The organism is Streptomyces angustmyceticus, assembly GCF_040701845.1.
Classification (GTDB): domain Bacteria; phylum Actinomycetota; class Actinomycetes; order Streptomycetales; family Streptomycetaceae; genus Streptomyces; species Streptomyces angustmyceticus_A.
Window position 1 is genome coordinate 404,856 of record NZ_JBFBHQ010000003.1, and the last position, 21,275, is coordinate 426,130.

General features: G+C 71.5%; 15 protein-coding genes. 10 read left to right on the forward strand and 5 right to left on the reverse strand.

Features of this window, described 5'->3' with window-relative positions; translation table 11 throughout:
- The first annotated feature begins 195 nt into the window (after positions 1-195).
- A complete protein-coding gene (gene thiC, locus AB0411_RS09200; RefSeq protein ID WP_366416626.1) occupies positions 196-1,989 on the forward strand; it encodes a phosphomethylpyrimidine synthase ThiC in 1,794 nt (597 codons plus the stop codon).
- A 146-nt stretch (positions 1,990-2,135) separates the two neighbouring features.
- The gene (locus AB0411_RS09205) at positions 2,136-2,807 is read left to right on the forward strand and encodes a DUF5701 family protein (RefSeq protein ID WP_366416627.1); all 672 of its coding nucleotides are present in this window, start codon (positions 2,136-2,138) and stop codon (positions 2,805-2,807) included.
- 162 nt (positions 2,808-2,969) lie between these two features.
- On the opposite strand, the gene AB0411_RS09210 is transcribed toward AB0411_RS09205, so the two are convergent.
- From AB0411_RS09210 to AB0411_RS09220, 3 genes are all read right to left on the reverse strand, one after another.
- A complete protein-coding gene (locus AB0411_RS09210; RefSeq protein WP_366416628.1) occupies positions 2,970-3,854 on the reverse strand; it encodes a hypothetical protein in 885 nt (294 codons plus the stop codon).
- A 229-nt stretch (positions 3,855-4,083) separates the two neighbouring features.
- Complete coding sequence (locus AB0411_RS09215; RefSeq protein WP_437041614.1) at positions 4,084-5,199, reverse strand: metallophosphoesterase; 1,116 nt, start codon at positions 5,197-5,199, stop codon at positions 4,084-4,086.
- 251 nt (positions 5,200-5,450) lie between these two features.
- A complete protein-coding gene (locus AB0411_RS09220) occupies positions 5,451-6,551 on the reverse strand; it encodes a LacI family DNA-binding transcriptional regulator (protein WP_366416630.1) in 1,101 nt (366 codons plus the stop codon).
- A gap of 406 nt (positions 6,552-6,957) precedes the next feature.
- Here AB0411_RS09220 and hisC point away from each other — a divergent pair, with 406 nt between their 5' ends.
- The 5 genes from hisC to AB0411_RS09245 all read left to right on the forward strand — a co-directional run bounded on the left by hisC (position 6,958) and on the right by AB0411_RS09245 (position 16,594).
- The gene (gene hisC, locus AB0411_RS09225) at positions 6,958-8,037 is read left to right on the forward strand and encodes a histidinol-phosphate transaminase (protein WP_366416631.1); all 1,080 of its coding nucleotides are present in this window, start codon (positions 6,958-6,960) and stop codon (positions 8,035-8,037) included.
- Between the two features lie 321 nt (positions 8,038-8,358).
- Positions 8,359-9,867 carry a cytochrome ubiquinol oxidase subunit I gene (locus tag AB0411_RS09230; RefSeq protein ID WP_366416632.1) on the forward strand — a complete coding sequence of 503 codons (1,509 nt, stop codon included), beginning with the start codon at positions 8,359-8,361 and terminating at the stop codon, positions 9,865-9,867.
- Positions 9,868-9,876: 9 nt separating this feature from the next.
- Complete coding sequence (gene cydB / locus AB0411_RS09235; RefSeq protein ID WP_366416633.1) at positions 9,877-10,878, forward strand: cytochrome d ubiquinol oxidase subunit II; 1,002 nt, start codon at positions 9,877-9,879, stop codon at positions 10,876-10,878.
- 37 nt (positions 10,879-10,915) lie between these two features.
- Positions 10,916-14,695 carry a thiol reductant ABC exporter subunit CydD gene (gene cydD, locus AB0411_RS09240; protein WP_366416634.1) on the forward strand — a complete coding sequence of 1,260 codons (3,780 nt, stop codon included), beginning with the start codon at positions 10,916-10,918 and terminating at the stop codon, positions 14,693-14,695.
- A gap of 219 nt (positions 14,696-14,914) precedes the next feature.
- On the forward strand, positions 14,915-16,594 hold the full coding sequence (locus AB0411_RS09245) for a sensor histidine kinase (RefSeq protein ID WP_366416929.1): 1,680 nt from the start codon (positions 14,915-14,917) through the stop codon (positions 16,592-16,594).
- A gap of 61 nt (positions 16,595-16,655) precedes the next feature.
- Here AB0411_RS09245 and AB0411_RS09250 read toward each other — a convergent pair whose 3' ends face one another.
- Entirely contained in the window at positions 16,656-17,654 is a 999-nt protein-coding gene (locus AB0411_RS09250; RefSeq protein WP_366416635.1) for an HAD hydrolase family protein, read from the reverse strand.
- A 157-nt stretch (positions 17,655-17,811) separates the two neighbouring features.
- Here AB0411_RS09250 and AB0411_RS09255 point away from each other — a divergent pair, with 157 nt between their 5' ends.
- From AB0411_RS09255 to pspAB, 3 genes are all read left to right on the forward strand, one after another.
- On the forward strand, positions 17,812-18,711 hold the full coding sequence (locus AB0411_RS09255) for an LLM class flavin-dependent oxidoreductase (protein ID WP_366416636.1): 900 nt from the start codon (positions 17,812-17,814) through the stop codon (positions 18,709-18,711).
- 277 nt (positions 18,712-18,988) lie between these two features.
- Positions 18,989-19,888, forward strand: a complete 900-nt coding sequence (gene htpX, locus AB0411_RS09260) for a zinc metalloprotease HtpX (protein ID WP_366416637.1) — start codon at positions 18,989-18,991, stop codon at positions 19,886-19,888.
- Between the two features lie 93 nt (positions 19,889-19,981).
- The gene (gene pspAB, locus AB0411_RS09265; protein ID WP_366416638.1) at positions 19,982-20,545 is read left to right on the forward strand and encodes a PspA-associated protein PspAB; all 564 of its coding nucleotides are present in this window, start codon (positions 19,982-19,984) and stop codon (positions 20,543-20,545) included.
- Positions 20,546-20,645: 100 nt separating this feature from the next.
- On the opposite strand, the gene AB0411_RS09270 is transcribed toward pspAB, so the two are convergent.
- Complete coding sequence (locus AB0411_RS09270) at positions 20,646-21,188, reverse strand: RNA 2'-phosphotransferase (RefSeq protein ID WP_366416639.1); 543 nt, start codon at positions 21,186-21,188, stop codon at positions 20,646-20,648.
- Positions 21,189-21,275 lie beyond the last annotated feature (87 nt).

A 21,275-nucleotide genomic window follows, 5' to 3' on the forward strand; every position in this document is an offset into this window, starting at 1 on the left:
GCCCCCTGTTCACTCCGCCGTATCGGCCGCTACCGTGGTGCCACCTTTGCAATCGCGGGAGCTCGGAGCACCGGGCTGAGAGGGCGCTGACCTTCGTCCCAGCGGCGTTTCACGTGAAACGCCCATGGACGGAAGCCGCTGCGTCGACCGCCGAACCTGTTACCGGGTAATGCCGGCGTAGGGAGTTGGGGTCTCATGACTCTGCAGGATGCACGCACGCCCGAAAACGGAAACGGTGCCAGCGGCAGCAGTGAGCCGCAGATCGGCTGGCACAAGGGCTATGTCTCCGGATCGCGCCCGGACCTTCGGGTCCCGGTCCGGCGGGTGCACCTCACCAACGGCAAGGACGTGACGCTCTACGACACGTCAGGGCCGTACACCGACCCGCATATCGATACCGATGTCCGCCGCGGTCTGGCGCCGCTGCGGGAGAACTGGATCATCGCCCGCGGCGACACAGAGGAGTACGCGGGCCGTCCCATGCGGCCGGAGGACGACGGCCTCAAGCACACGTCGCCGCGCGGTGGTCTCAAGAACCTCGACGCGGTGTTTCCGGGCCGCCCCCGCCAGCCCCGCCGCGGCCGTGAGGGCGCCGCGGTCACCCAGCTCGCCTACGCCCGGCGTGGCGAGATCACCGCGGAGATGGAGTACGTCGCCGTCCGCGAGAACGTGACGCCCGAGTTCGTCCGCGACGAGATCGCAGCCGGCCGTGCGGTGCTGCCGTCCAACATCAACCACCCGGAGATCGAGCCGATGATCATCGGCAAGAACTTCCTGGTGAAGGTGAACGCCAACATCGGTAATTCGGCGGTCACTTCCTCCATCGAGGAGGAGGTGGAGAAGATGACCTGGGCGACCCGCTGGGGTGCCGACACGGTCATGGACCTCTCCACCGGCCGCAACATCCACACCACCCGCGAATGGGTGCTGCGCAACTCCCCCGTCCCCATCGGCACGGTCCCCCTCTACCAGGCACTGGAGAAGGTCGACGGCAAGGCCGAGGAGCTGACCTGGGAGATCTACAAGGACACCGTCATCGAGCAGGCCGAACAGGGCGTCGACTACATGACGGTGCACGCCGGTGTGCTGCTCCGTTACGTCCCGCTGACGGCCCGCCGGAAGACCGGCATCGTCTCCCGCGGCGGCTCGATCATGGCCGCCTGGTGTCTGGCGCACCACAAGGAGTCGTTCCTCTACACGCACTTCGAGGAGCTCTGCGAGATCCTCGCCTCGTACGACGTCACCTACTCGCTCGGTGACGGCCTGCGCCCCGGGTCCATCGCGGACGCCAACGACGAGGCGCAGTTCGCCGAGCTGCGGACGCTCGGCGAACTGAACACCATCGCCAAGCGGCACGGCGTCCAGACGATGATCGAGGGCCCGGGACACGTCCCGATGCACAAGATCAAGGAGAACATCGACCTCCAGCAGGAGATCTGCGAGGAGGCCCCGTTCTATACGCTCGGCCCGCTGACCACCGACATCGCGCCCGCCTACGACCACATCACCTCCGGTATCGGCGCGGCGATGATCGCGTGGTGGGGCACCGCCATGCTCTGCTACGTCACGCCCAAGGAGCATCTGGGCCTGCCCGACCGCGACGACGTCAAGACCGGCGTCATCACGTACAAGATCGCGGCCCATGCGGCGGACCTGGCCAAGGGCCACCCGGGTGCCCAGGAATGGGACGACGCGCTCTCCGACGCCCGATTCGAGTTCCGCTGGGAGGACCAGTTCAACCTGGCCCTCGACCCGGACACGGCCCGCGCCTTCCACGACGAGACGCTGCCCGCCGAACCGGCGAAGACGGCCCACTTCTGCTCCATGTGCGGCCCGAAGTTCTGCTCGATGAAGATCAGTAGGAGCATCACGGAGCAGTTCGGCGGCGACGAGGGAGCCACCCCCGGGGAGATCGAGGCCGGGATGCTGGAGAAGTCCAAGGAGTTCGCGGCCGCGGGCAACCGTGTCTATCTGCCGATGGCCGACTGACTCTGCCGTGCACGGACGAGGGGCGGCGGAGGCCCGGACGGGCCTCCGCCGCCGCTGCGTGCGTGGGGGAGGACCGGCGGCGGGAATGTTCCCGCGGGCCCTTTCGTTGCCCCTGGGCCCATCACGCCGCCGTCCCTGGGAGCCTCGTGCCCGAAAACACCACTGCCACCGCCCTCCCCTTGCTGCCGGCCCTCACCGCGCAGGCCGAGCGACTGATCGAGCTCGGGGTGCACACGATCGCCGGGCTGCCCGCCGCTGAGGTTCGTAGCTTCGCCGCGGCAGCCGGCACCCCCGCCGGCCACAGCGCCCTGCTCGCTGTGCATCCGGACCGGGCCCCGGCCTCCGCCCTCGCGCCGCTGCTCCACCGCGACGGCAGGCCCGGCTTCGTCGTCACCGACATGACCGATGCCGATCTCTTCTCCCCGCTCGACACCATCGAACTGCCCGACGCCCCGCTCTACTTCCTCACCGGCCTCGACCGCGGCGACCGGATGGCCAACTGGAGCCCGGACGAGGCCCTCCCCGCTCTCGCCGCAGAGGCCCGCACCCCGTTGCTGCTCACCGAGGGCATCCACTGGGTGATGCAGCAGCCCGCCGCCCTGGAGCGCAACCACTGCTTCATGACCATCGGCTCCCGGCTGCGCAAGGACAACGGCGCCCTGGACGCGCGCACTCCGGCGATCTGGATCAGCAACGGCACCGGGCGGGACGGCCGCGAGCGTCGCAACGCGCCCAAGATCGGCTGGTGCTGGGCGGGCAACCGGCACACCTGGCTCGGCTTCGCCTCGGCCACAGACCGGCGGGGCCAGCACCTCTGAGGAGCCGTGCGCAGGAGGCGGGGTGGAGGCTGCGCGGCGCGACGAGCGAGCCGCTGCGCAGCCGACCCCCGCCAGACAGCCGGCCGCTGCACCCAGCCGACAGCCCCGGCAGCCGGCCGCTGTCCCCCGCCGTCCCGCCCGTCCCGCGGCAGGCCCCACGCACTAATCCGCCTGGTGGTCGGACCCCCCGTAATCCGGGCTGGTGAAGTCCGGGCTGGAGTACCGCGGGCGGGACCCCGAGGAGCCGCTGTCGGGGCTGGTGAACTCGGGGCGGGTGTAGCCGAGGGTGGGAATCCGGCTCTCCGGCGGCGGGGTCCGGCGGGGGACATAGCGGGACGGGTCGTCGTCGGGAGTGGCCGCGGGGTCGGTGAGGGCCTCGCGGAGAAAGGGCAGCACGCCGCGCTCCAGGAGGGCGCGGCGCCACACCTCACGGGCGGTGTCGAGCGCCTCGCCCAGTTCGTCGGCTCTGGCGGCCTGGGCGGACGAGCCGTTGCGCAGCGCCGTGATGACCAGGCCGGCCATCGCGACGAGGGCGCCCGCCGCGGTCAGTACCGCGAAGATCCAGCCGACGCTGATCAGCGGCTGCGCCAGCGACTTGTCGGGGCTGATGGCGCCCAGCACATAGCCGATGAGGAGGAAGAGAACCGCGGCGATGCCGGCGAGGACGGGCGCGAGGACGGCGACCATGGCGGTGAGTCCGGCACCGGTGGATGTGGCCTCGCCCAAAGCGAGTTCACTGGCCGGTCCTGCACCCTCGCCGGCCTCCGGGCTCAGCTCCTCGTCGTCCACCGCGCCACGGGGCGGTACGGGCCCGGGCGCGCGCAGCTCGGCGCGGAGCTGCACATAGCGTTGGTATTCGGCCGTGGCGCAGGCGGCAATGGCGGTGGTCGCGCTGAGCGCCATCGTGCGCAACTGCTCGGTGTTGAGATGGTTTCCCGCGACGGTGGTGAAGTCGTCCGGACGGTATTCGGCGGTGCGCAACGCCTCATCAAGGATCCGCGCGAATTCCGCGCGGTCCTCGTTCAGCAGGTGCGGAGCGCTGTTCATGTGGATCCCCCGATGCTCCGTAGGGCCGTACGGCCGGCGTTGGCCGGGCAGTGGGCGGAAACGGAGGAGAGCCTGCTACGGATAGTCCGATGGTAGAGCGACTCCGGCGCGGGGTGACAGAGAGTTTACGGAATTTGAGTAATGCCGCGACCGGATCCCGCTCGTGCGTCCCTCCGGCGGCGCGCCGGCCGCTTGCCCCCGGCCCGGCGCGCGCCCGCCGCGATAACGCTCAGCCCGCCAGCGGAAGTTGAACGACCAAAAGCTTTCCGGCCATCGTGATACCGCCGTCCATGGCGATGGCCAGACCGTCCGCGTAGACATGCGGACCGTCCACCGCCACGCCCTCGCTCTCGCCGTCCTCGGCGCCGACCTCGCCCAGCAGATACGGGATCGGACTGTGGCCGTGGACGACGCGGTCGCCCCCGTAGGCGTCGAGGAGTTCGCGCACGGCCTGTGAGCCGGACTCGTCGCGGAAGGCGAACCGCTTGGTGAACTTGCGGAACAGGTCCCAGACTTCGTCCGCTTCGCTGCGGGTGAGCACGTCGTGGACGGTGTCGTTGACGGCCTCGATGGAGTCGCCGTATTCGAGGTAGGCGGTGGTGTCGGAGTGCACGAGCAGATGCCCGTCCTCCTCCATCACGGCGTCCAGGCGGGACATCCACTGGAGGTGGTGGTCCTCCAGGCGGTCCATGTCGGTCTTCTGGCCGCCGTTGAGGAGCCAGGCGGCCTGGAAGGAGGCGGTGCCGGCGCCGGACTGCACGGGGGTGTCGCCGAACCTCTTGGCGCCCAGCAGCAGGAGTTCGTGATTGCCCATCAGGGCCTTGCAGTAGCCGCCGGCGGCCGCGGCCTCGGCGGAGAGCTGCATGACGAGGTCGATGACGCCGATGCCGTCCGGGCCGCGGTCGGTGAAGTCGCCGAGGAACCAGAGCCGGGCGTTGCCGGCCGCCCAGTTGCCGTCGGCGTCGATCAGGCCCTCGGCGGCCAGCGCCTCGCGCAGCTCGTCGTAGTAGCCGTGCACATCGCCGACGACGTACAGCGGGCCCATGCCCTCGGGCGCGTCGGGGTCCTGGGCGGGTTCGGGCACCGGGACGACGGCCGGGCGGTCGATGAGGGTGTCCGTGCGGCCGGGCTCGATGACCGGGAGGTCGCGCGCGGTCGGTGTGTACTCCTCGGGCAGCTCGGCCGGCGGCACCACAGGGGGCGCGGCGGGAGGTGCGGCCGGGGCGCCGGCGGGCAGGTGGAGCGGCGGGCCGGCAGGCGGCACGGGGGACCCTGCGGACGCGCCGGAAGGCACTCCGGGCGGCGGAACAGACGCCGGAGTTTCTCCCGCCATGGTCCACACCATGGGTCCCTGACTGGCCCCCTGAGTCATCGACCCCTCCACCGTCGCGCCGCCGTGCACCTCTCGGACCTTTGCCTGGTCGACGGCGGTCCGCGGTGTCGTGCGCCCATCATAGGAATGCCGATCGCGGGTTGTGACGCACCCGGGGGTGGTCAATCCGCCGAAGCCCGGCATTCACGGCGGATTTCTCCCGGGATCGCCCTGTTTTTTCCTCGTAGAAGTGATCACACCGTCGCTCGTATGTGGGAGTGCGCTCAGTCGCCGGAGGGTCCCCGTGGTGGGCTGACGGTCGTTCTCGGGGGGCGTCGCTGGGACGAGGCCCGGACGATCAGGTCGGTCGGTATGACCTGTTCCACGGGCCGGCCGTTGTCGAGCCCCTCGATGGCGTCGATCAGGATCTGCACCACGGCGGTACCGATCCGGCGCGGCTTGAGGGACAGCGTGGTGACGGGCGGCTCGGTGGCGGCGTAGAGGGTGGACTCGCTGCAGCAGACCAGCAGCAGGTCCTCCGGCACGCGCAGGCCGTAGCGCCGGGCGGCGGCGAGCAGGTCCGTGCCGTTGGGGTCGAAGAGTCCGTAGACGGCGTCCGGGCGGTCCGGGCGGGCCAGCAGCCGGTCGGCGGCGACGGCGCCGGCGCACGGGTCGTGTGCCGGGTAGGACTCGTACACCGGGTCCTGGCCGACGCGCTCGCACCAGTGCAGGTAGGCGGTGGTCGACAGGCGGGTGTAGGTATCGGTGGTGTTGCCCGTGAGCAGCCCGATGCGGCGGGCGCCGGCGTCGGCGAGGTGGTCGAGCAGGCCGAGGACGGCCGCCTCGTGATCGTTGTCGACCCAGCCGGTGACGGGCAGCGCGCCGCCGGGGCGGCCGTCGGAGACGACGGGGATGCCGTGCCGGACGAGCTCGGTGACGACGGGATCGCCGTCCGCGGGGTCGATGACGACGGTGCCGTCGAGGGCGACGTTGGACCACACGTCGTGGCGGGAGGTCGCGGGGAGGATGACCAGCGCATAGCCGCGGGCCAGGGCCGCGGAGGTGGCCGCTCTGGCCATCTCGGCGAAATAGGCGAATTCGGTGAAGGTGAAAGGTTCGTCCCCGTAGGTGGTGACGGTCAGGCCGAGGAGCCCCGACTTGCCGGTACGGAGGGTGCGGGCGGCTGCGGACGGGCGGTAGCCCAGCCGGTCGGCCACCTCGCGGACATGGCTACGGGTGGCATCCGGAAGCCGGCCCTTGCCGTTGAGCGCGTCGGAGACAGTCGTGATCGACACTCCGGCTGCGGCGGCCACGTCCCGGATGCCCGCCCGCCCCAGCCGGCGGCCGGTCGACCGGCTCACCTGGTGCTTCCCTGCTGCTGTCATGGCGAGCCGATAGTAGGGCTCATTGGGTCCATTCGCGGGGTCTTGGTGACCGTGGTGAGGAGGTACGTTTCTGCATGGTGGGCGACCCTCAATTGCCTGGAAAGGCAAGGGAGTTGGCGTGATGAATGATCATTCCGGTGGAGAAGTGGGGCCTTCGCCTGTCGATCAGTTCAGGTCGCGAAGCGGCCTCAAGTCACCTTGACGGGGGACGCGCGCCACGGCGTAAGCCACCGGCGCACGCCGGATCGAACGGCGCCCCCTGGGAGCTCTGCGCGGGGCTGCCGGGCAGTGGTCCGGCGGCATGGGGTCGGGCCCGTCGGAGGGGCGGGGGCTGCCGCCGAACGGGTCAATCCTCATAAGGTGTGCAGTATTGGAGAAGGAGCAGGACGGTCGAGGAGGACCTGCGGTGAGCGAGAAGACCCCGAAGCTGCGTGCTGCGCTGGACGGCATCCCCACCTACAAGCCGGGCCGGCCGGCGGCGGCCGGCGGCCCCGTCACGTACAAGCTGTCCTCCAACGAGAATCCCTATCCGCCGCTGCCGGGCGTCCTGGAGCGTGCGGTGGCCGCGGCCGGCTCCTTCAACCGCTACCCGGACATGGCGTGCACGGGCCTGATGGCGGAGCTGTCCGAGCGGTTCTCGGTGCCCCTGGAGCATCTGGCGACCGGCACCGGCTCGGTCGGTGTGGCCCAGCAGCTGGTCCAGGCGACTGCCGGCCCCGGCGATGAAGTGATCTACGCATGGCGGTCGTTCGAGGCGTACCCGATCGTCACCCAGGTCTCCGGCGCCACGTCCGTGCAGGTGCCGCTGACCTCCGGTGAGGTGCACGACCTGGACGCGATGCTCGCCGCGGTCACCGACCGGACCCGGTTGATCTTCGTCTGCAACCCCAACAACCCCACCGGCACCGTCGTGCGCCGCGCGGAGCTGGAGTCCTTCCTGGACCGGGTGCCGAGCGATGTGCTGGTGGTGCTGGACGAGGCGTACTGCGAGTTCGTGCGCGACCCCCAGGTGCCGGACGGCATCGAGCTCTACCGGGACCGGCCCAATGTGTGCGTGCTGCGCACCTTCTCCAAGGCGTACGGCCTGGCGGGGCTGCGGGTCGGCTTCGCGGTGGCCCATGAGCCGGTGGCCGCGGCGCTGCGCAAGACGGCGGTGCCGTTCGGAGTGAGCCAGCTGGCGCAGGAGGCGGCGGTGGCGTCGCTGCGCAGCGAGGCGGCGCTGCTGGAGCGGGTCGATGCCCTGGTGACCGAGCGGGCGCGGGTGGTGGACGGCCTGCTGGGGCAGGGCTGGACGGTCCCGGAGACGCAGGCGAACTTCGTCTGGCTGCGGCTGGGCGACCGGACGACCGACTTCGCGGCGGCCTGCGAGCGGGCCGGGGTGGTCGTGCGGCCGTTCGCCGGGGAGGGCGTACGGGTCACGATCGGCGAGAGCCCGGCGATGGACCTGTTCCTGCAGGCGGCGGAGGAGTTCCGCAAGGCGTTGTAAGACGTCGTCGACGTTGTACAGAGGCCGTGGGTCCCCCGACCCACGGCCTCGTGCGTGAGGTGCTGATTTGCGCCCCCGCGGACGGGAGTCGGGCGCGCCGGCCGTCGCGCCCGGCTCCGGGATGTGGCAGGTAGGGGGCGTTCCGGCCCCTGGAATCGGGCGTGACCGCGGTCACGTACCCCCCGGCAGAAATGGCTGAGACCCATAGGAGATAATTGCTTGTGAATGTGAACGCGTTCACAAGCGCGTCCCTGTATGGACCACTTTATGTGGTGCATACAGGGCATTGCCGCAGTGCAACGGCGACGTAAGGAGCACGGCATGGAACTGGCGATGGCGCCAGAGACTCTGGCGCGATGGCAATTCGGCATCACCACCGTCTACCACTTCCTGTTCGTCCCCCTGACGATCTCCCTCGCCGCTCTGGTGGCCGGACTCGAGACCGCATGGGTACGCACGGCGAAGCAGAAGTACCTCAAGGCGACCAAGTTCTGGGGCAAGCTGTTTCTGATCAACATCGCGATGGGTGTCGTCACCGGCATCGTCCAGGAGTTCCAGTTCGGTATGAACTGGTCCGCCTACTCGCGGTTCGTCGGTGACGTCTTCGGCGCCCCGCTGGCCTTCGAGGCGCTGATCGCGTTCTTCTTCGAGTCCACCTTCATCGGACTGTGGATCTTCGGCTGGGACAAGCTGCCGAAGAAGATCCACTGCTTCTGCATGTGGATGGTCTCGATCGGCACGATCTTGTCCGCGTACTTCATCCTCGCGGCGAACTCCTGGATGCAGCACCCGGTCGGCTACAAGTACAACGCCGCGAACGGCCGGGCCGAGCTGACCGACTTCTGGAAGGTGCTGACGCAGGACACCACCCTGGTCGTCGTCTTCCACACGCTGACCGCGGCCTTCCTGACCGGCGCCGCGTTCATGGTCGGTATCGCCGCCTTCCACCTGATGCGCAAGAAGCACATCAAGGTGATGCGGACGTCGCTGCGGCTCGGGCTGATCACGCTGGTCATCTCGGGCATCCTCACCGCGGTCAGCGGTGACTCGCTCGGCAAGGTCATGTTCAAGCAGCAGCCGATGAAGATGGCCGCAGCTGAAGCGCTGTGGGACAAGGAAGAGCCGGCGCCGTTCTCGGTCTTCGCCTACGGCGATGTCGAGAAGGGCCACAACACGGTCGCCATCGAGATACCCGGCCTGCTGTCCTTCCTCGCGCACAACGACTTCCGCTCGCCGGTCCCCGGCATCAACGACGTCAACAAGGCCGAGCAGCAGAGGTTCGGGCCCGGGGACTACCGGCCCAACATCCCGGTCGCCTACTGGGGCTTCCGCTGGATGATCGGCTTCGGCATGTCGTCCTTCGCCATCGGGCTCGCCGGGCTCTGGCTCACCCGTAAGAAGTTCTGGCTGGCTCCGGGGCTGCGGACGGGGGACGACGAGCCACCGCACCTCGCGCTCACCAAGAACAAGGTGCTCGGTGCCCGCCTGAGCAAGTGGTACTGGTCGCTGGCCTTCGTCACCCTCGGCTTCCCGCTGATCGCGAACTCGTGGGGCTGGATCTTCACCGAGATGGGCCGCCAGCCCTGGGCCGTCTACGGCGTGCTGCGCACCTCGGACGCGGTGTCCCCGGGCGTCTCGCAGGGGGAGGTCCTCACCTCGATGATCGTCTTCACCGCGCTCTACGCGATCCTCGCCGTGGTCGAGATCAAGCTGCTGGTGAAGTACATCAAGGCCGGACCGCAGGAGCTCACCGACTCCGACCTCAACCCGCCCACCAAGATCGGCGGCGACAGCACGGACGCCGACCGGCCGATGGCCTTCTCGTACTAGGAGGCGACTGTGCAACTCCACGACGTCTGGTTCGTCCTTATCGCCGTCCTCTGGACCGGGTACTTCTTCCTCGAAGGGTTCGACTTCGGGATCGGCGTCCACACCAAGCTCCTCGCCCGCGACCGGCAGGAGAAGCGCGTACTGATCAATACCATCGGCCCGGTCTGGGACGGCAACGAGGTCTGGCTGATCAGCGCGGCCGGTGCGACCTTCGCGGCCTTCCCCGACTGGTACGCCACCCTGTTCTCCGGCTTCTACCTGCCGCTGCTGCTGATCCTCGTGTGCCTGATCGTGCGCGGGGTCGCCTTCGAGTACCGCCACAAGCGGACCGAGGAGCGCTGGCAGCGGAACTGGGAAAACGCGATCTTCTGGACCTCGCTGCTGCCCGCGGTGCTGTGGGGCGTCGTGTTCGGCAACATCGTGCACGGCGTCAAGATCGACGCGCACAAGGAGTACGTCGGCAGCGTGCTCGACCTGCTGAACCCGTACGCGATCCTGGGCGGGTTGGTCACGCTGACGCTGTTCACCTTCCACGGCGCGGTGTTCGCCTCGCTCAAGACGACGGGCGACATCCGGGAGCGGGCGCGCAGGCTGGCGGCCGTCCTCGGAGCGCTCACGCTGGTGCCGACGGTCGGCTTCCTCGGCTGGACCCAGGCCGACAAGGGCGATGCCATCAGCCTGACCGCCGTGATCGTGGTGGTGGCCGCACTGGTCGCCGCGCTCGGGGCCAACCGGCTCGGCCGTGAGGGCTGGGCGTTCGCGTTCTCCGGTCTCGCCGTCGTGGCCACGGTCGCGATGCTGTTCCTGACGCTCTTCCCGAACGTGATGCCGTCGACGCTGAACGAGAGCTGGAGCCTCACGGTCGGCAGCGCCTCGTCCAGCCCCTACACCCTGAAGATCATCACGTGGTGCGCAGGTTTCGCCACACCGCTGGTGATGCTCTACCAAGGGTGGACGTACTGGGTGTTCCGCAAGCGCATCGGCACCCAGCACATCGCCGATGCCCACTAGCTGAGCCGCCGCCTCGCCGGCGGCCTCGGCAGGATGGATGTTTCACGTGAAACCGGTCGACCCGCGTCTGCTCCGCTACGCCCGTGCCACCCGCGGCTTCCTGGTCGCGGTGGTGGTGCTCGGGCTGGCCGGAGCGGGCCTGGTCATCGGCCAGGCGATGCTGATCGCCGAGATCGTCGTCGGGGCGTTCCAGCACCACCTCGATGCCGGCGCCCTGGCCACCCCGCTGGCACTGCTCGCCGCGGTCTCCGTCGGGCGCGGCCTGGTCTCCTGGCTCACCGAGCTGGCCGCGCACCGCGCCGGCGCGGCGGCCAAGTCCGAGCTGCGGATGCGGCTGGTCGAGCGGGCGGCTCGGCTGGGGCCCGGTGCGGTGACCGGCCGCACGGACACCGCAGCGCAGGCCGCCGAGCCCCCTGGTTCCGGCGAGGGAGTGCGCAAGGGTGCGGGGCCAGCCGCCGGTGCGGGCACCCTGGAGATGCGCACCGGCGAACTCACCACCCTCGCCACCCGTGGCATCGATGCCCTGGACGACTACTTCGCCCGCTATCTGCCGCAGTTGGGGCTGGCCGTCGTCGTCCCCCTCGCGGTGCTGGCCCGGATCGTCACGGGCGACTGGATCTCGGCGCTCACCATCGTCCTCACCCTCCCGCTGATCCCGCTGTTCATGGTCCTGATCGGCTGGGCCACCCAGGCGCGGATGGACCGCCAGTGGCGGCTGCTCGCCCGGCTGTCGGGCCACTTCCTCGATGTCGTCGAGGGCCTGCCGACCCTCAAGGTCTTCGGCCGGGCCAAGGCCCAGGCCGCCGCCATCCGTGCCATCACCGGCGCCTACCGCCGGGCGACGCTGCGCACCCTGCGGATCGCCTTCCTCTCCTCCTTCGCACTCGAACTCCTCGCCACGATCTCCGTGGCGCTGGTCGCGGTCGGTATCGGCATGCGGCTGGTGCACGGCGAACTCGACCTCTCCACCGGCCTGATGGTGCTGGTGCTGGCGCCCGAGGCCTATCTGCCGCTGCGGCAGGTCGGCGCGCAGTACCACGCGGCGGCCGAGGGGCTCGCGGCCGCGGAGGAGGTCTTCGCGGTGCTGGAGACGCCGTTGCGCACGCCCGGCACCGCGGCCGCGCCCGAGGGCACCGCGCTGGCCGTGGAGGACCTGGTGGTCCGCCACCCCGGGCGGAGCGCCGACTCGCTCCCCGCGACCTCGTTCGAGGTCCGGTCCGGCGAGACCGTCGCACTGGTCGGCCCCTCCGGCGCCGGCAAGTCCACCCTGCTGAGCGTGCTGCTGGGCTTCACCGAACCGTACGCGGGCCGGGCCCTCGTCGACGGCCGGGACATCGCGTCGCTCTCCCCCGACAGCTGGCGGCAGCGGATCGCCTGGGTGCCGCAGCACCCGCATCTGTTCGCCGGCACCATCGCCGAGAACGTACGGCTGGCGCGGCCGGACGCGGACGACGCCGCGGTGCGCGCGGCGCTGGGCGACGCGGGCGCGCTGGACTTCGTCGACGCGCTGCCGGACGGCACGGCGACCCGGCTCGGTGAGTCGGGTGCCGGGCTCTCGGCCGGCCAGCGCCAGCGTCTCGCGCTCGCCCGCGCCTTCCTCGCCGACCGGCCGATCCTGCTCCTGGACGAGCCCACCGCGAACCTGGACGGCGCGAGCGAGGAGGCGATCGTGGCCGCGGTCCGGCGGCTCGCGGTCGGCCGTACGGTCCTGCTCGTCGTCCACCGGCCGGCGCTGCTGGCGGTGGCGGACCGGGTGGTGCGGCTGCCGGATCCGATGGGCCCTGCGGACGTGGCGGATGCGATGGGCGCAGCGGACGCGCTGGACGCCGGGGCGCGTGCCGGTACGGCGGGGACCGCGTCTGCGGGGCAGGTGGTGGCTGCGGAGACGTCCGCCGAACCGGCCGCTCGCGACGTGGATTCCGAGGCGGCAGCCGGGGGCCCGGCCCCGGAGGAGGACAGCGGGCCCGGCGTCCTTCCCGCCGGCGCCCGGGGTTCGGCGCTCACCCGGCTGCGGCGGACGGCCCGTGCGCACCGGGCGCAGTTCGCGGTGGCGCTGCTGCTGGGGAGCCTCGCGCTGGGCAGCGCGGTCGGGCTGATGGCGACCTCGGGATGGCTGATCTCGCGGGCGGCGCAGCAGCCGCCGGTGCTGTATCTGATGGTGGCGGTGACCGCGACCAGGGCGTTCGGTATCGGCCGTGCGGTGTTCCGGTACGCCGAGCGGCTGGTCGCCCATGACGCGGTGTTCCGGATGCTCGCCGAGGTGCGCGTCGCCGTCTTCCGGCGGCTGGAGCGGCTGGCGCCGGCCGGGCTCAAGGAGCGCAGCCGCGGCGATCTGCTGTCGCGGCTGGTGGCCGATGTCGACGCGGGGCAGGACTACTTCCTGCGCTGGCTGCTGCCCGTGGGAGCGGCGGTGCTGGTCGGCGCGGGCACGGTGGGCTTCACCGGATGGCTGCTGCCGGAGGCCGGGGCGATCCTCGCCGTAGGGCTGCTGCTCGCGGGCGTGGGAGTCCCGATGCTCTCAGGAGCGCTGGCCCGGCGGGCGGAGCGTCAACTGGCGCCCGCCCGCGGTCGGCTCGCGACCCGGGTCGTCGATGTCCTCACCGGCACCGCCGAGTTGACGGTGGCCGGCGCCCTTCCCGCCCGTACGGAAGCGGTGCGGCACGCCGACCGGGAGCTGACCCGGATCGCCTCCCGTTCGGCCACCGTTGCCGGGACCGGCGCCGGGCTGTCGGCGCTGCTGTGCGGGCTGACCGTCGCCGCGGCGGCGATGGCCGGCGTCCAGGCGGTGGCGGCGGGCCGGTTGGAGGGCGTGGCACTGGCCGTGGTCGTGCTCACCCCGCTCGCCGCCTTCGAGGCGGTGGCCGGGCTGCCGCTCGCCGTGCAGTACCGTCGGCGCACCCGGCACGCGGCCGAGCGGGTCTTCGAGGTGCTGGACGCCCCGGTCCCGGTGCAGGAGCCGGCCGCACCGGCCGACGCTCCCGAGACGCCGTTCCCGCTGGCCGTACGGGACCTGACCGCACGCCACCCGGAGGCGGACCGCCCGGCGCTGGACGGCGTCGGCTTCACCTTGACGGCCGGCCGCCGGCTCGCCGTCGTCGGGCCGTCCGGCTCCGGCAAGACCACGCTGGCGCAGGTGCTGCTGCGCTTCCTGGACCAGGAGTCGGGGACGTACCTGCTGGCGGGAACGGACGCCCGGACGGTGGACGGTGACGCGGTCCGGCGGCTGGTGGGGCTGTGTGCGCAGGACGCGCACCTCTTCGACAGCTCGCTGCGGGAGAACCTCAAACTCGCCCGCCGGGACCGGCGCAGCACCCCGGACGACGCCGACCAGGACCTGTGGGACGCGCTCCGCCGCGCGCGGCTCGCGGACTGGGTGCGGGGGCTGCCCGACGGCCTGGACACCATGGTCGGCGAGCACGGCGCCCGGCTGTCCGGGGGCCAGCGGCAGCGGCTGGCCCTGGCGCGCGCCCTGCTCGCCGACTTCCCGGTGCTCGTGCTGGACGAGCCCGCCGAGCACCTCGACCTGGCCACCGCCGACGCGCTGACCGCCGACCTGCTGGCCGCGACCGAGGGCCGCACGACGGTACTGATCACCCACCGGCTCACCGGCCTCGACGCGGTCGACGAGGTGCTGGTCCTGGACGAGGGCCGGGTCGCGCAGCGCGGGACGTACGGGGAGCTGGCGGCGGCCGACGGCCCGTTCCGGCGGATGCTGGAGCGCGAGCGGGCGGTGGACTCGGCGTACGGGGAAGCGCGGCCGGTGGCCCGGGACGACGTACAGCCGGTGATCCAGAGCGGCCCGCAGCCCGTGGCGTAGGGCGCGCGGCCGATCGCGTGCGGGGTCGCGGCATCGGCGGCGCGGGACGGCCGCACGGTCACGTACCCGCCCCCGGTGCTGCCCCGCGCGCGACCTTCCCGCATAACTGGACTTTCCCAAGAAAACAGCCCTTATTAGGCTCATTGCATGGCAGTCACGGCAGAACCCCCGCCCTCGGACCCCGGGGACCCCGGGAGCGACGCTGCGATCCCCGACCCCATGGACGCCGCGACCGAGGCGACCCGGAGTCTGCAGGGCCTGTCGTCCGAGCTGACCGCCCGGGTGCCGCAGCTGCTGGAGGCGATGCGCACGGTCGGCGCGGGGCTCGATCTGCACGTCACCCTGGACCGGATCGTGGAGACCGCCGCCGAGCTCGCCGACGCCCGCTATGCCGCGATCGGGATCATCGACGACGCCCGCGAGGGGCTGTCGGACTTCGTGACGTACGGCGTGAACCGGGAGCAGCACCAACGGATCGGTGCGCTGCCCGACGGCCACAAGGGCCTGCTCGGCGCGCTCGTCCACGATCCCAAGCCGCTGCGCCTCCGCGACCTCACCCAGGACCCCCGCTCGGCCGGCTTCCCGGCCGGGCACCCGCCGATGCGGACGTTCCTCGGGGTGCCGATCCGCGTCCAGGGCGAGATCTTCGGCAACCTCTATCTGACGGAGAAGCGCGACGGCGGAGAGTTCAGCGAGGAGGACCTGCACATGGTGCGGGTGCTGGCCACGGAGGCCGGTATCGCGATCGGCAACGCCAGGGTGCATGCGGCGACCCGCCAGCGGGAGCGGTGGATCGACGGCTCCGTGGCGGTGACCACCGAACTCCTCGCCGGCAGCGATGTCGACGATGCGCTCGCGGTGGTCGCCGAGCAGGCCCGCAAACTGGCGGACTCGGCGGCCGGCATCGTGCTGCTGCCCGACGAGGAGGGCGGCCTGGAGATCGTCGCGGTGTCCGCGGACGACCCCACCGGGATCATGGGAACGCAGATTCCGCCCCACAGCCCGGTGGTCGAGCAACTCCTCGCCGGGGAGCCGGTGTTCGTACACGACTCGGCCAGCGATCCGCGGATGATCACGGATATCGCGGCCCGCTTCGGCCCCAGCATGATGCTGCCGCTCAAGAGCGGCGGACGGGTGCTGGGCACCCTTGCGGTCCCGCGGTCCAGGGGCGCCCGCCCGTTCACCGACGCCGAGCGGACGCTCGCCATCCAGTTCGCCGCCCAGGCCGCACTGGCGCTGGTCCTGGCGGACGCACAGCGCGACCGCGAGCGGCTCGCCGTCTACGAGGACCGCGACCGGATCGCCCGTGACCTGCACGATCTCGTCATTCAGCGGCTCTTCGCGACGGGCATGATCCTGGAGAGCGCCCAGCGCAGGACGATCGTGCCGGAGGTGGCCCAGGGCGTCGGCAAGGCCGTCGACGAGCTGGACGTCACCATCCAGGAGATCCGCACCGCGATCTTCGCCCTCCAGCAGGGCCCGGCCGAGGCACCGTCCGGGCTGCGGACCCGGGTGCTGCGGGAGATCGGCACCGCCGCCGTGCCGCTGGGCTTCCAGCCGTCGGCCGGCTTCATCGGCCCGGTCGACTCCCGGGTCGGCGAGCTGACCGGCAAGAATCTGATCGCCGCGCTGCGCGAGGCGCTGTCGAACGCCTTCCGGCACGCCCAGGCGTCCCGGATCGAGGTCGTCGTCGACGCCACGATCCGGCTCCCGGACGGCGCCGACGGCGTCCGGCTGACCGTCGCCGACGACGGCGTCGGCATCGCGGACGGCGGTCGCCGCAGCGGCCTCAAGAACCTCGCCCAGCGCGCGGAGTCACTGGGCGGCTCCAGCTCGTTCGGCCCGGGGCTGGGGGAGAACGGCACGGGGACGACGGTGCGGTGGGAGGCGCCGCTGTGAGGGGAGACGGCCGGTGCGGGGGGTGCGCCCTCAGGCCGTCCCCCACCGCCGTCTCCTCCTGCTACCGGTCGTCCCGTGCGGTGTCGTCGTGCAGGATCCGCTCGATGACGGCCGCGACGCCGTCGTCGTTGTTGGACGCGGTACGGCCCGTTGTGGCGGCCAGCACGTCCGGGTGCGCGTTGGCCATGGCGTACGAGGTGCCCGCCCAGGTCAGCATCTCTATGTCGTTCGGCATGTCGCCGAACGCGACGACCTCCTCCGGGGAGATGCCGCGCTCCGCACAGCAGCGCGCGAGGGTGCCGGCCTTGCTGACGCCGGGGCCGCTGATCTCCAGGAGGGCGGTGGGGCTGGACCGGGTGAAGGACGCGAGGTCGCCCGCGGTCCTACGGGCCAGCGTGAGGAACGCGTCGGGGTCCATCTCGGGGTGGTGCGCCAGCAGCTTGATCACGGGCTGGTCGGGGAAGGCGGGGCCCTCGGGGCCGGTGGGGTCCACGGGACCGGTGGAGCTGTGGGTGCCGCGGGGCGTGCCGTCCGGCTCCGGGGTGCCGTCCCGGCGCCCGGGCGTGTGCGGACACAGCGTCGTGACGAAGTCCTCGGCGAGCAGCTTCTCGGCCGGCGCGACGACCGCGGCCGGGTCCAGGAGGAGGGGCGGGTACTGCGGCTCGTAGTGGATGCCGCCGGTGCGCTCGACCGCGAACGAGGTGCCGGGCGCGGCGCTGCGCAGCGTGTCCACGACCGCGAGCGCGACGGTGCGCTCCAGCGGGCTGACCTCGACGATCCGGCCGCCGCGGTGCAGATCGACGACCGCGGCGCCGTTCGCGCAGATGGCCAGGCCGTGACCGTGCACATGGTCGCTGACCACGCCCATCCAGCGGGCCGGGCGTCCGGTGACGAAGAACACCTCGATGCCGGCCCGCTCCGCGGCGGCCAGCGCGGCGATCGTCCGGTCGGAGACCGTCTTGTCGTCGTGCAGCAGCGTGCCGTCGAGGTCGGTGGCGATCAGCCGGGGCGCAACGGCCGTATCGGGCGCCCGTGGTGGCGTGGCGGGGGCATCAGTCACGGGGCCATCTTCCCGTACCGCCGTGCACAGGCGTGCGGTGGGTTGCGCGTCTGAGCCAGTGGGGCGGGGCCGGTGGCGTACGGACGCGCGGCTGCGGAGCCGCCGGCGGCACCGCGCGGATCGTGGGTGCCGGCCGGACGCCCGTACGCTCGGGGGTATGCGACTGAGCACCGTGATACTCCCCGTCCACCGTTGGTCCGAAGGCGGACGGGAGGCATGGCAGCGCGCCGAGGAACTGGGGTTCCACGCCGCGTACACCTATGACCACCTTTCGTGGCGGAGCTTTCGCGACCAGGCCTGGTTCGGCGCTCTCCCGACGCTGACCGCGGCCGCGGCCGCGACCTCCCGCCTGCGGCTGGGCACCCTCGTGACCTCGCCGAACTTCCGGCACCCGGTCACCCTCGCCAAGGAGCTGATCTCGCTCGACGACATCAGCGAGGGCCGGATCACCCTCGGCATCGGCGCCGGCGGCAACGGCTTCGACGCCACCGCGCTGGGCCAGGAGCCCTGGGCGCCGCGGGAACGCGCCGACCGCTTCGCCGAGTTCGTCGGGCTGCTGGACCGGCTGCTGTCCCAGGATGTCGTCTCCTACGCCGGTGACCACTACTCCGCGCACGAGGTGCGCAACATCCCCGGCTGTGTGCAGCGCCCGCGGCTGCCGTTCGCGGTGGCGGCCACCGGGCCGCGCGGGCTGCGGCTGGCCGCCCAGTACGGCCAGGCCTGGGTGACGACCGGTGACCCCAAGGTCTCCAACGGGGGCGGGACGTCGGACGAGTCGCGGGAGGCCGTCCGCGGGCAGATCGAGCGGCTGGGGAAGGCCTGCGCCGATCAGGGCCGGGAGCTCGCCGACCTGCAGAAGATCATGCTGACCGGCTTCACCCCGGACCGCCCGCTGGACTCCGTGGACGCTTTCGTCGACTTCGCCGGACGCCATGCCGAGCTGGGCATCGACGAGCTGGTCCTCCACTGGCCGATCGCCGATTCGGTCTTCGAGGCCGACGTCGCGGTCTTCGAGCGGATCGCCACGGAGGGGGCGGCGCAGCTCGCCGCCCGGTAGGCGGCACACGGTCCGGCGGTCCGATACGGGCCGCCGGTCGTCTCCGCTCCTCAGGCGTCGTCACGGCCGCGCCGGCGTGGCTCTCGGACCCGCTGGCGTGGCGGGTGCGCCGCCGCCCGACGCGCCCGACAGTTCTCTGGCCTGGGCTTTACCCCACATATAGCCCTCAAGAGGGAGAATCGGGACAGCGGCGCAGTGTGCGGCCGCGCGGCGTCGTGCGAGGACGGCGTGCGAGCGGTGGGCGCACTGCGCGAACTGCGGCGCTTGCGGAGGAGCCATGGCACAGACCCGATTCGCCCCGGACCGCGGGCTGACCACACGCATGGTCACCACGATGTTCTTCATCGGGCTGCTGTACGTCGTGGTCGTCGGCGTGCTGGTGGTGCTGCTCAAGGGCGCGTGGGTGGTGGTGCTGCTGATCTCGGGTGCCCTGTTCGTCGCGCAGTTCTGGTTCAGCGACCGGATCGCGGCGTTCAGCATGGGCGCCCGCGAGGTCACGCCGGAGCAGGCACCCGAGCTGCACGGCGCCGTCGACCGGCTGTGCGCGCTGGCCGACATGCCCAAGCCGCGGGTCGCGATCGCCGAGTCGGACGTGCCGAACGCCTTCGCCACCGGACGCGGCCAGAAGAACTCCCTGGTGTGTGCCACCACGGGGCTGCTCAGGCGGCTGGAGCCGGAGGAGCTGGAGGGGGTGCTGGCCCACGAGCTCTCGCATGTCGCGCACCGCGATGTCGCGGTGATGACCATCGCGTCCTTCCTCGGCGTACTGGCCGGGATCATCACCCGGGCCGCCCTGTGGAGCGGCATCGGCCGCAACAACCGGGACCAGAACGCGGCCATCGCCGTGCTCATCGTGACCGCCGTGAGCGTGGTCGTCTATGCGATCAGCTTCCTCCTGACCCGGCTGCTGTCCCGTTACCGCGAGCTGTCCGCCGACCGGGCCGCCGCGCTGCTGACCGGCCGCCCCTCCGCGCTGGCCGCCGCACTGACCAAGGTCACCGGCCAGATCGCGCGGATCCCGACCGAAGACCTGCGCAAGGCCCAGCCGTTCAACGCCTTCTACTTCGCCCCGGCGTTCAACAAGGAGAGCTTCAGCCGGCTGCTGTCCTCGCACCCGACGCTGGAACAGCGGCTGGACCAACTGGCCAGGATTTCGGCGCAGCTGGGCCGGGCGTGACGGAGGGGGCGGCCAGGGCGGTCATGGCGCCGGGTGCGGACGTGCCGACCGCCCCCACGGGGCCGGACGAATCGAGCAAGGAGTAAGTCGCGCATGGGATTTCTCGACGCCATCCTCGGCCGCAGCAAGCCGGTACGCCCCGATCTCGACCGGCTCTTCGCGCTGCCGTCCGCGGCCGTCACCCTCCAGGCCGCCGCCGGATTCGAACCCACCGGCCTGGGGTCGGTGTGTTTCGCGAGTGTCGAGGGCGGGACGTTCGCGCGCATCCAGGAGGAGGCCCGGTCCCTGCTGGACGGTTCGGTGGAGTTCACACAGGACGCGTACGGCTATACCTGGCTGCTCGCACGGCATGCGCCACAGGACGTGGCGGGCCTGGTCAACGACCTGCACGCGGTCAACTCCTCGTTGGAGGAGGCGGGATTCGGCCCGCAGCTGCTCTGTTCGCTGGTCGGCTTCCGCGATGAGCGTCAGCGCTCGCTGGCGCTGGTCTACCTCTACAAGCGCGGCACGTTCTACCCCTTCTCCCCGAAGGAGGGCGGCACCGAGAAGCGCGACAACCCGCTCGAACTGGAGGTACGGGCGATGCTCGGGGACGACCTGACGATCGAGCAGGATCTGGCGCGGTGGTTCCCGGTGTGGGGAGCGCCGGGGCTCTGAGGCAGCGGCTTCGGGGCCGGGCCCTGGGACCTACGGGGCGGCGGTCCGGCCTGTCCCCTCTGGGCACCGTGGACTGTGCCGGTCCCACGGGGCGAGGGGCTCAGCCCGGGAAGCGGAGGAATCGCGCCGGTACCCGGCTGGTGAGCCAGACGCCGTTCCCGCTGACGCGGAAGACATGGCCGGCGCGGTGCATCGCCCCGGCGTCGACGGTCAGGACGACGGGCTTCCCGCGCCGCGCGCCCACCCGGGTCGCGGTCTCGCGGTCCGGCGAGAGATGGACGGCATGCCGCGCCATCGGCCGCAGCCCCTCCTCCCGGATGGCGGCCACACTGCGGGCCACCGTGCCGTGGAAGAGATGGGCAGGGGGTACGGCCGGCGGCAGATCGAGGTCGACACGGACCGAGTGGCCCTGCTGGGCACGGATCCGGTCGCCCTCGATGGCGTAGCGCTGCTTGTCGTTGCCGGCGACCACCGCGTCCAACTCCGCGCGGGAGAAGCGGAATCCGTGCCGTGCGGCCGCCGCCATGAGCTCGTCGACGGAAACCCATCCCCGGGCGTCGAGGGTGAGGCCGATCCGCTCCGGTTCATGGCGCAGATGTTTCGCCAGATACTTCGAGATGCGCACGGAGCGCTGGTTGTCCATGTCTCCAGAGTGCCGCGCACGGTGTACGACGGCACCTGAATTGCTGGCCCGGGGAGGCTGCGGGCTCTTGCCGGGGGCAGGGCGCTG

What these genes read in the sequence shown, in the direction of transcription:
- AB0411_RS09210 (WP_366416628.1), bottom strand. Translation starts at nt 3,854, where the DNA reads ATGAACAGCGCTCCGCACCTGCTGAACGAGGACCGCGCGGAATTCGCG.
- pspAB (WP_366416638.1), top strand. Translation starts at nt 19,982, where the DNA reads ATGGGATTTCTCGACGCCATCCTCGGCCGCAGCAAGCCGGTACGCCCC.
- AB0411_RS09245 (WP_366416929.1), top strand. Translation starts at nt 14,915, where the DNA reads ATGGACGCCGCGACCGAGGCGACCCGGAGTCTGCAGGGCCTGTCGTCC.
- AB0411_RS09215 (WP_437041614.1), bottom strand. Translation starts at nt 5,199, where the DNA reads ATGGTGTGGACCATGGCGGGAGAAACTCCGGCGTCTGTTCCGCCGCCC.
- AB0411_RS09255 (WP_366416636.1), top strand. Translation starts at nt 17,812, where the DNA reads ATGCGACTGAGCACCGTGATACTCCCCGTCCACCGTTGGTCCGAAGGC.
- AB0411_RS09270 (WP_366416639.1), bottom strand. Translation starts at nt 21,188, where the DNA reads ATGGACAACCAGCGCTCCGTGCGCATCTCGAAGTATCTGGCGAAACAT.
- AB0411_RS09230 (WP_366416632.1), top strand. Translation starts at nt 8,359, where the DNA reads ATGGAACTGGCGATGGCGCCAGAGACTCTGGCGCGATGGCAATTCGGC.
- cydD (WP_366416634.1), top strand. Translation starts at nt 10,916, where the DNA reads ATGTTTCACGTGAAACCGGTCGACCCGCGTCTGCTCCGCTACGCCCGT.
- AB0411_RS09220 (WP_366416630.1), bottom strand. Translation starts at nt 6,551, where the DNA reads ATGACAGCAGCAGGGAAGCACCAGGTGAGCCGGTCGACCGGCCGCCGG.
- htpX (WP_366416637.1), top strand. Translation starts at nt 18,989, where the DNA reads ATGGCACAGACCCGATTCGCCCCGGACCGCGGGCTGACCACACGCATG.
- thiC (WP_366416626.1), top strand. Translation starts at nt 196, where the DNA reads ATGACTCTGCAGGATGCACGCACGCCCGAAAACGGAAACGGTGCCAGC.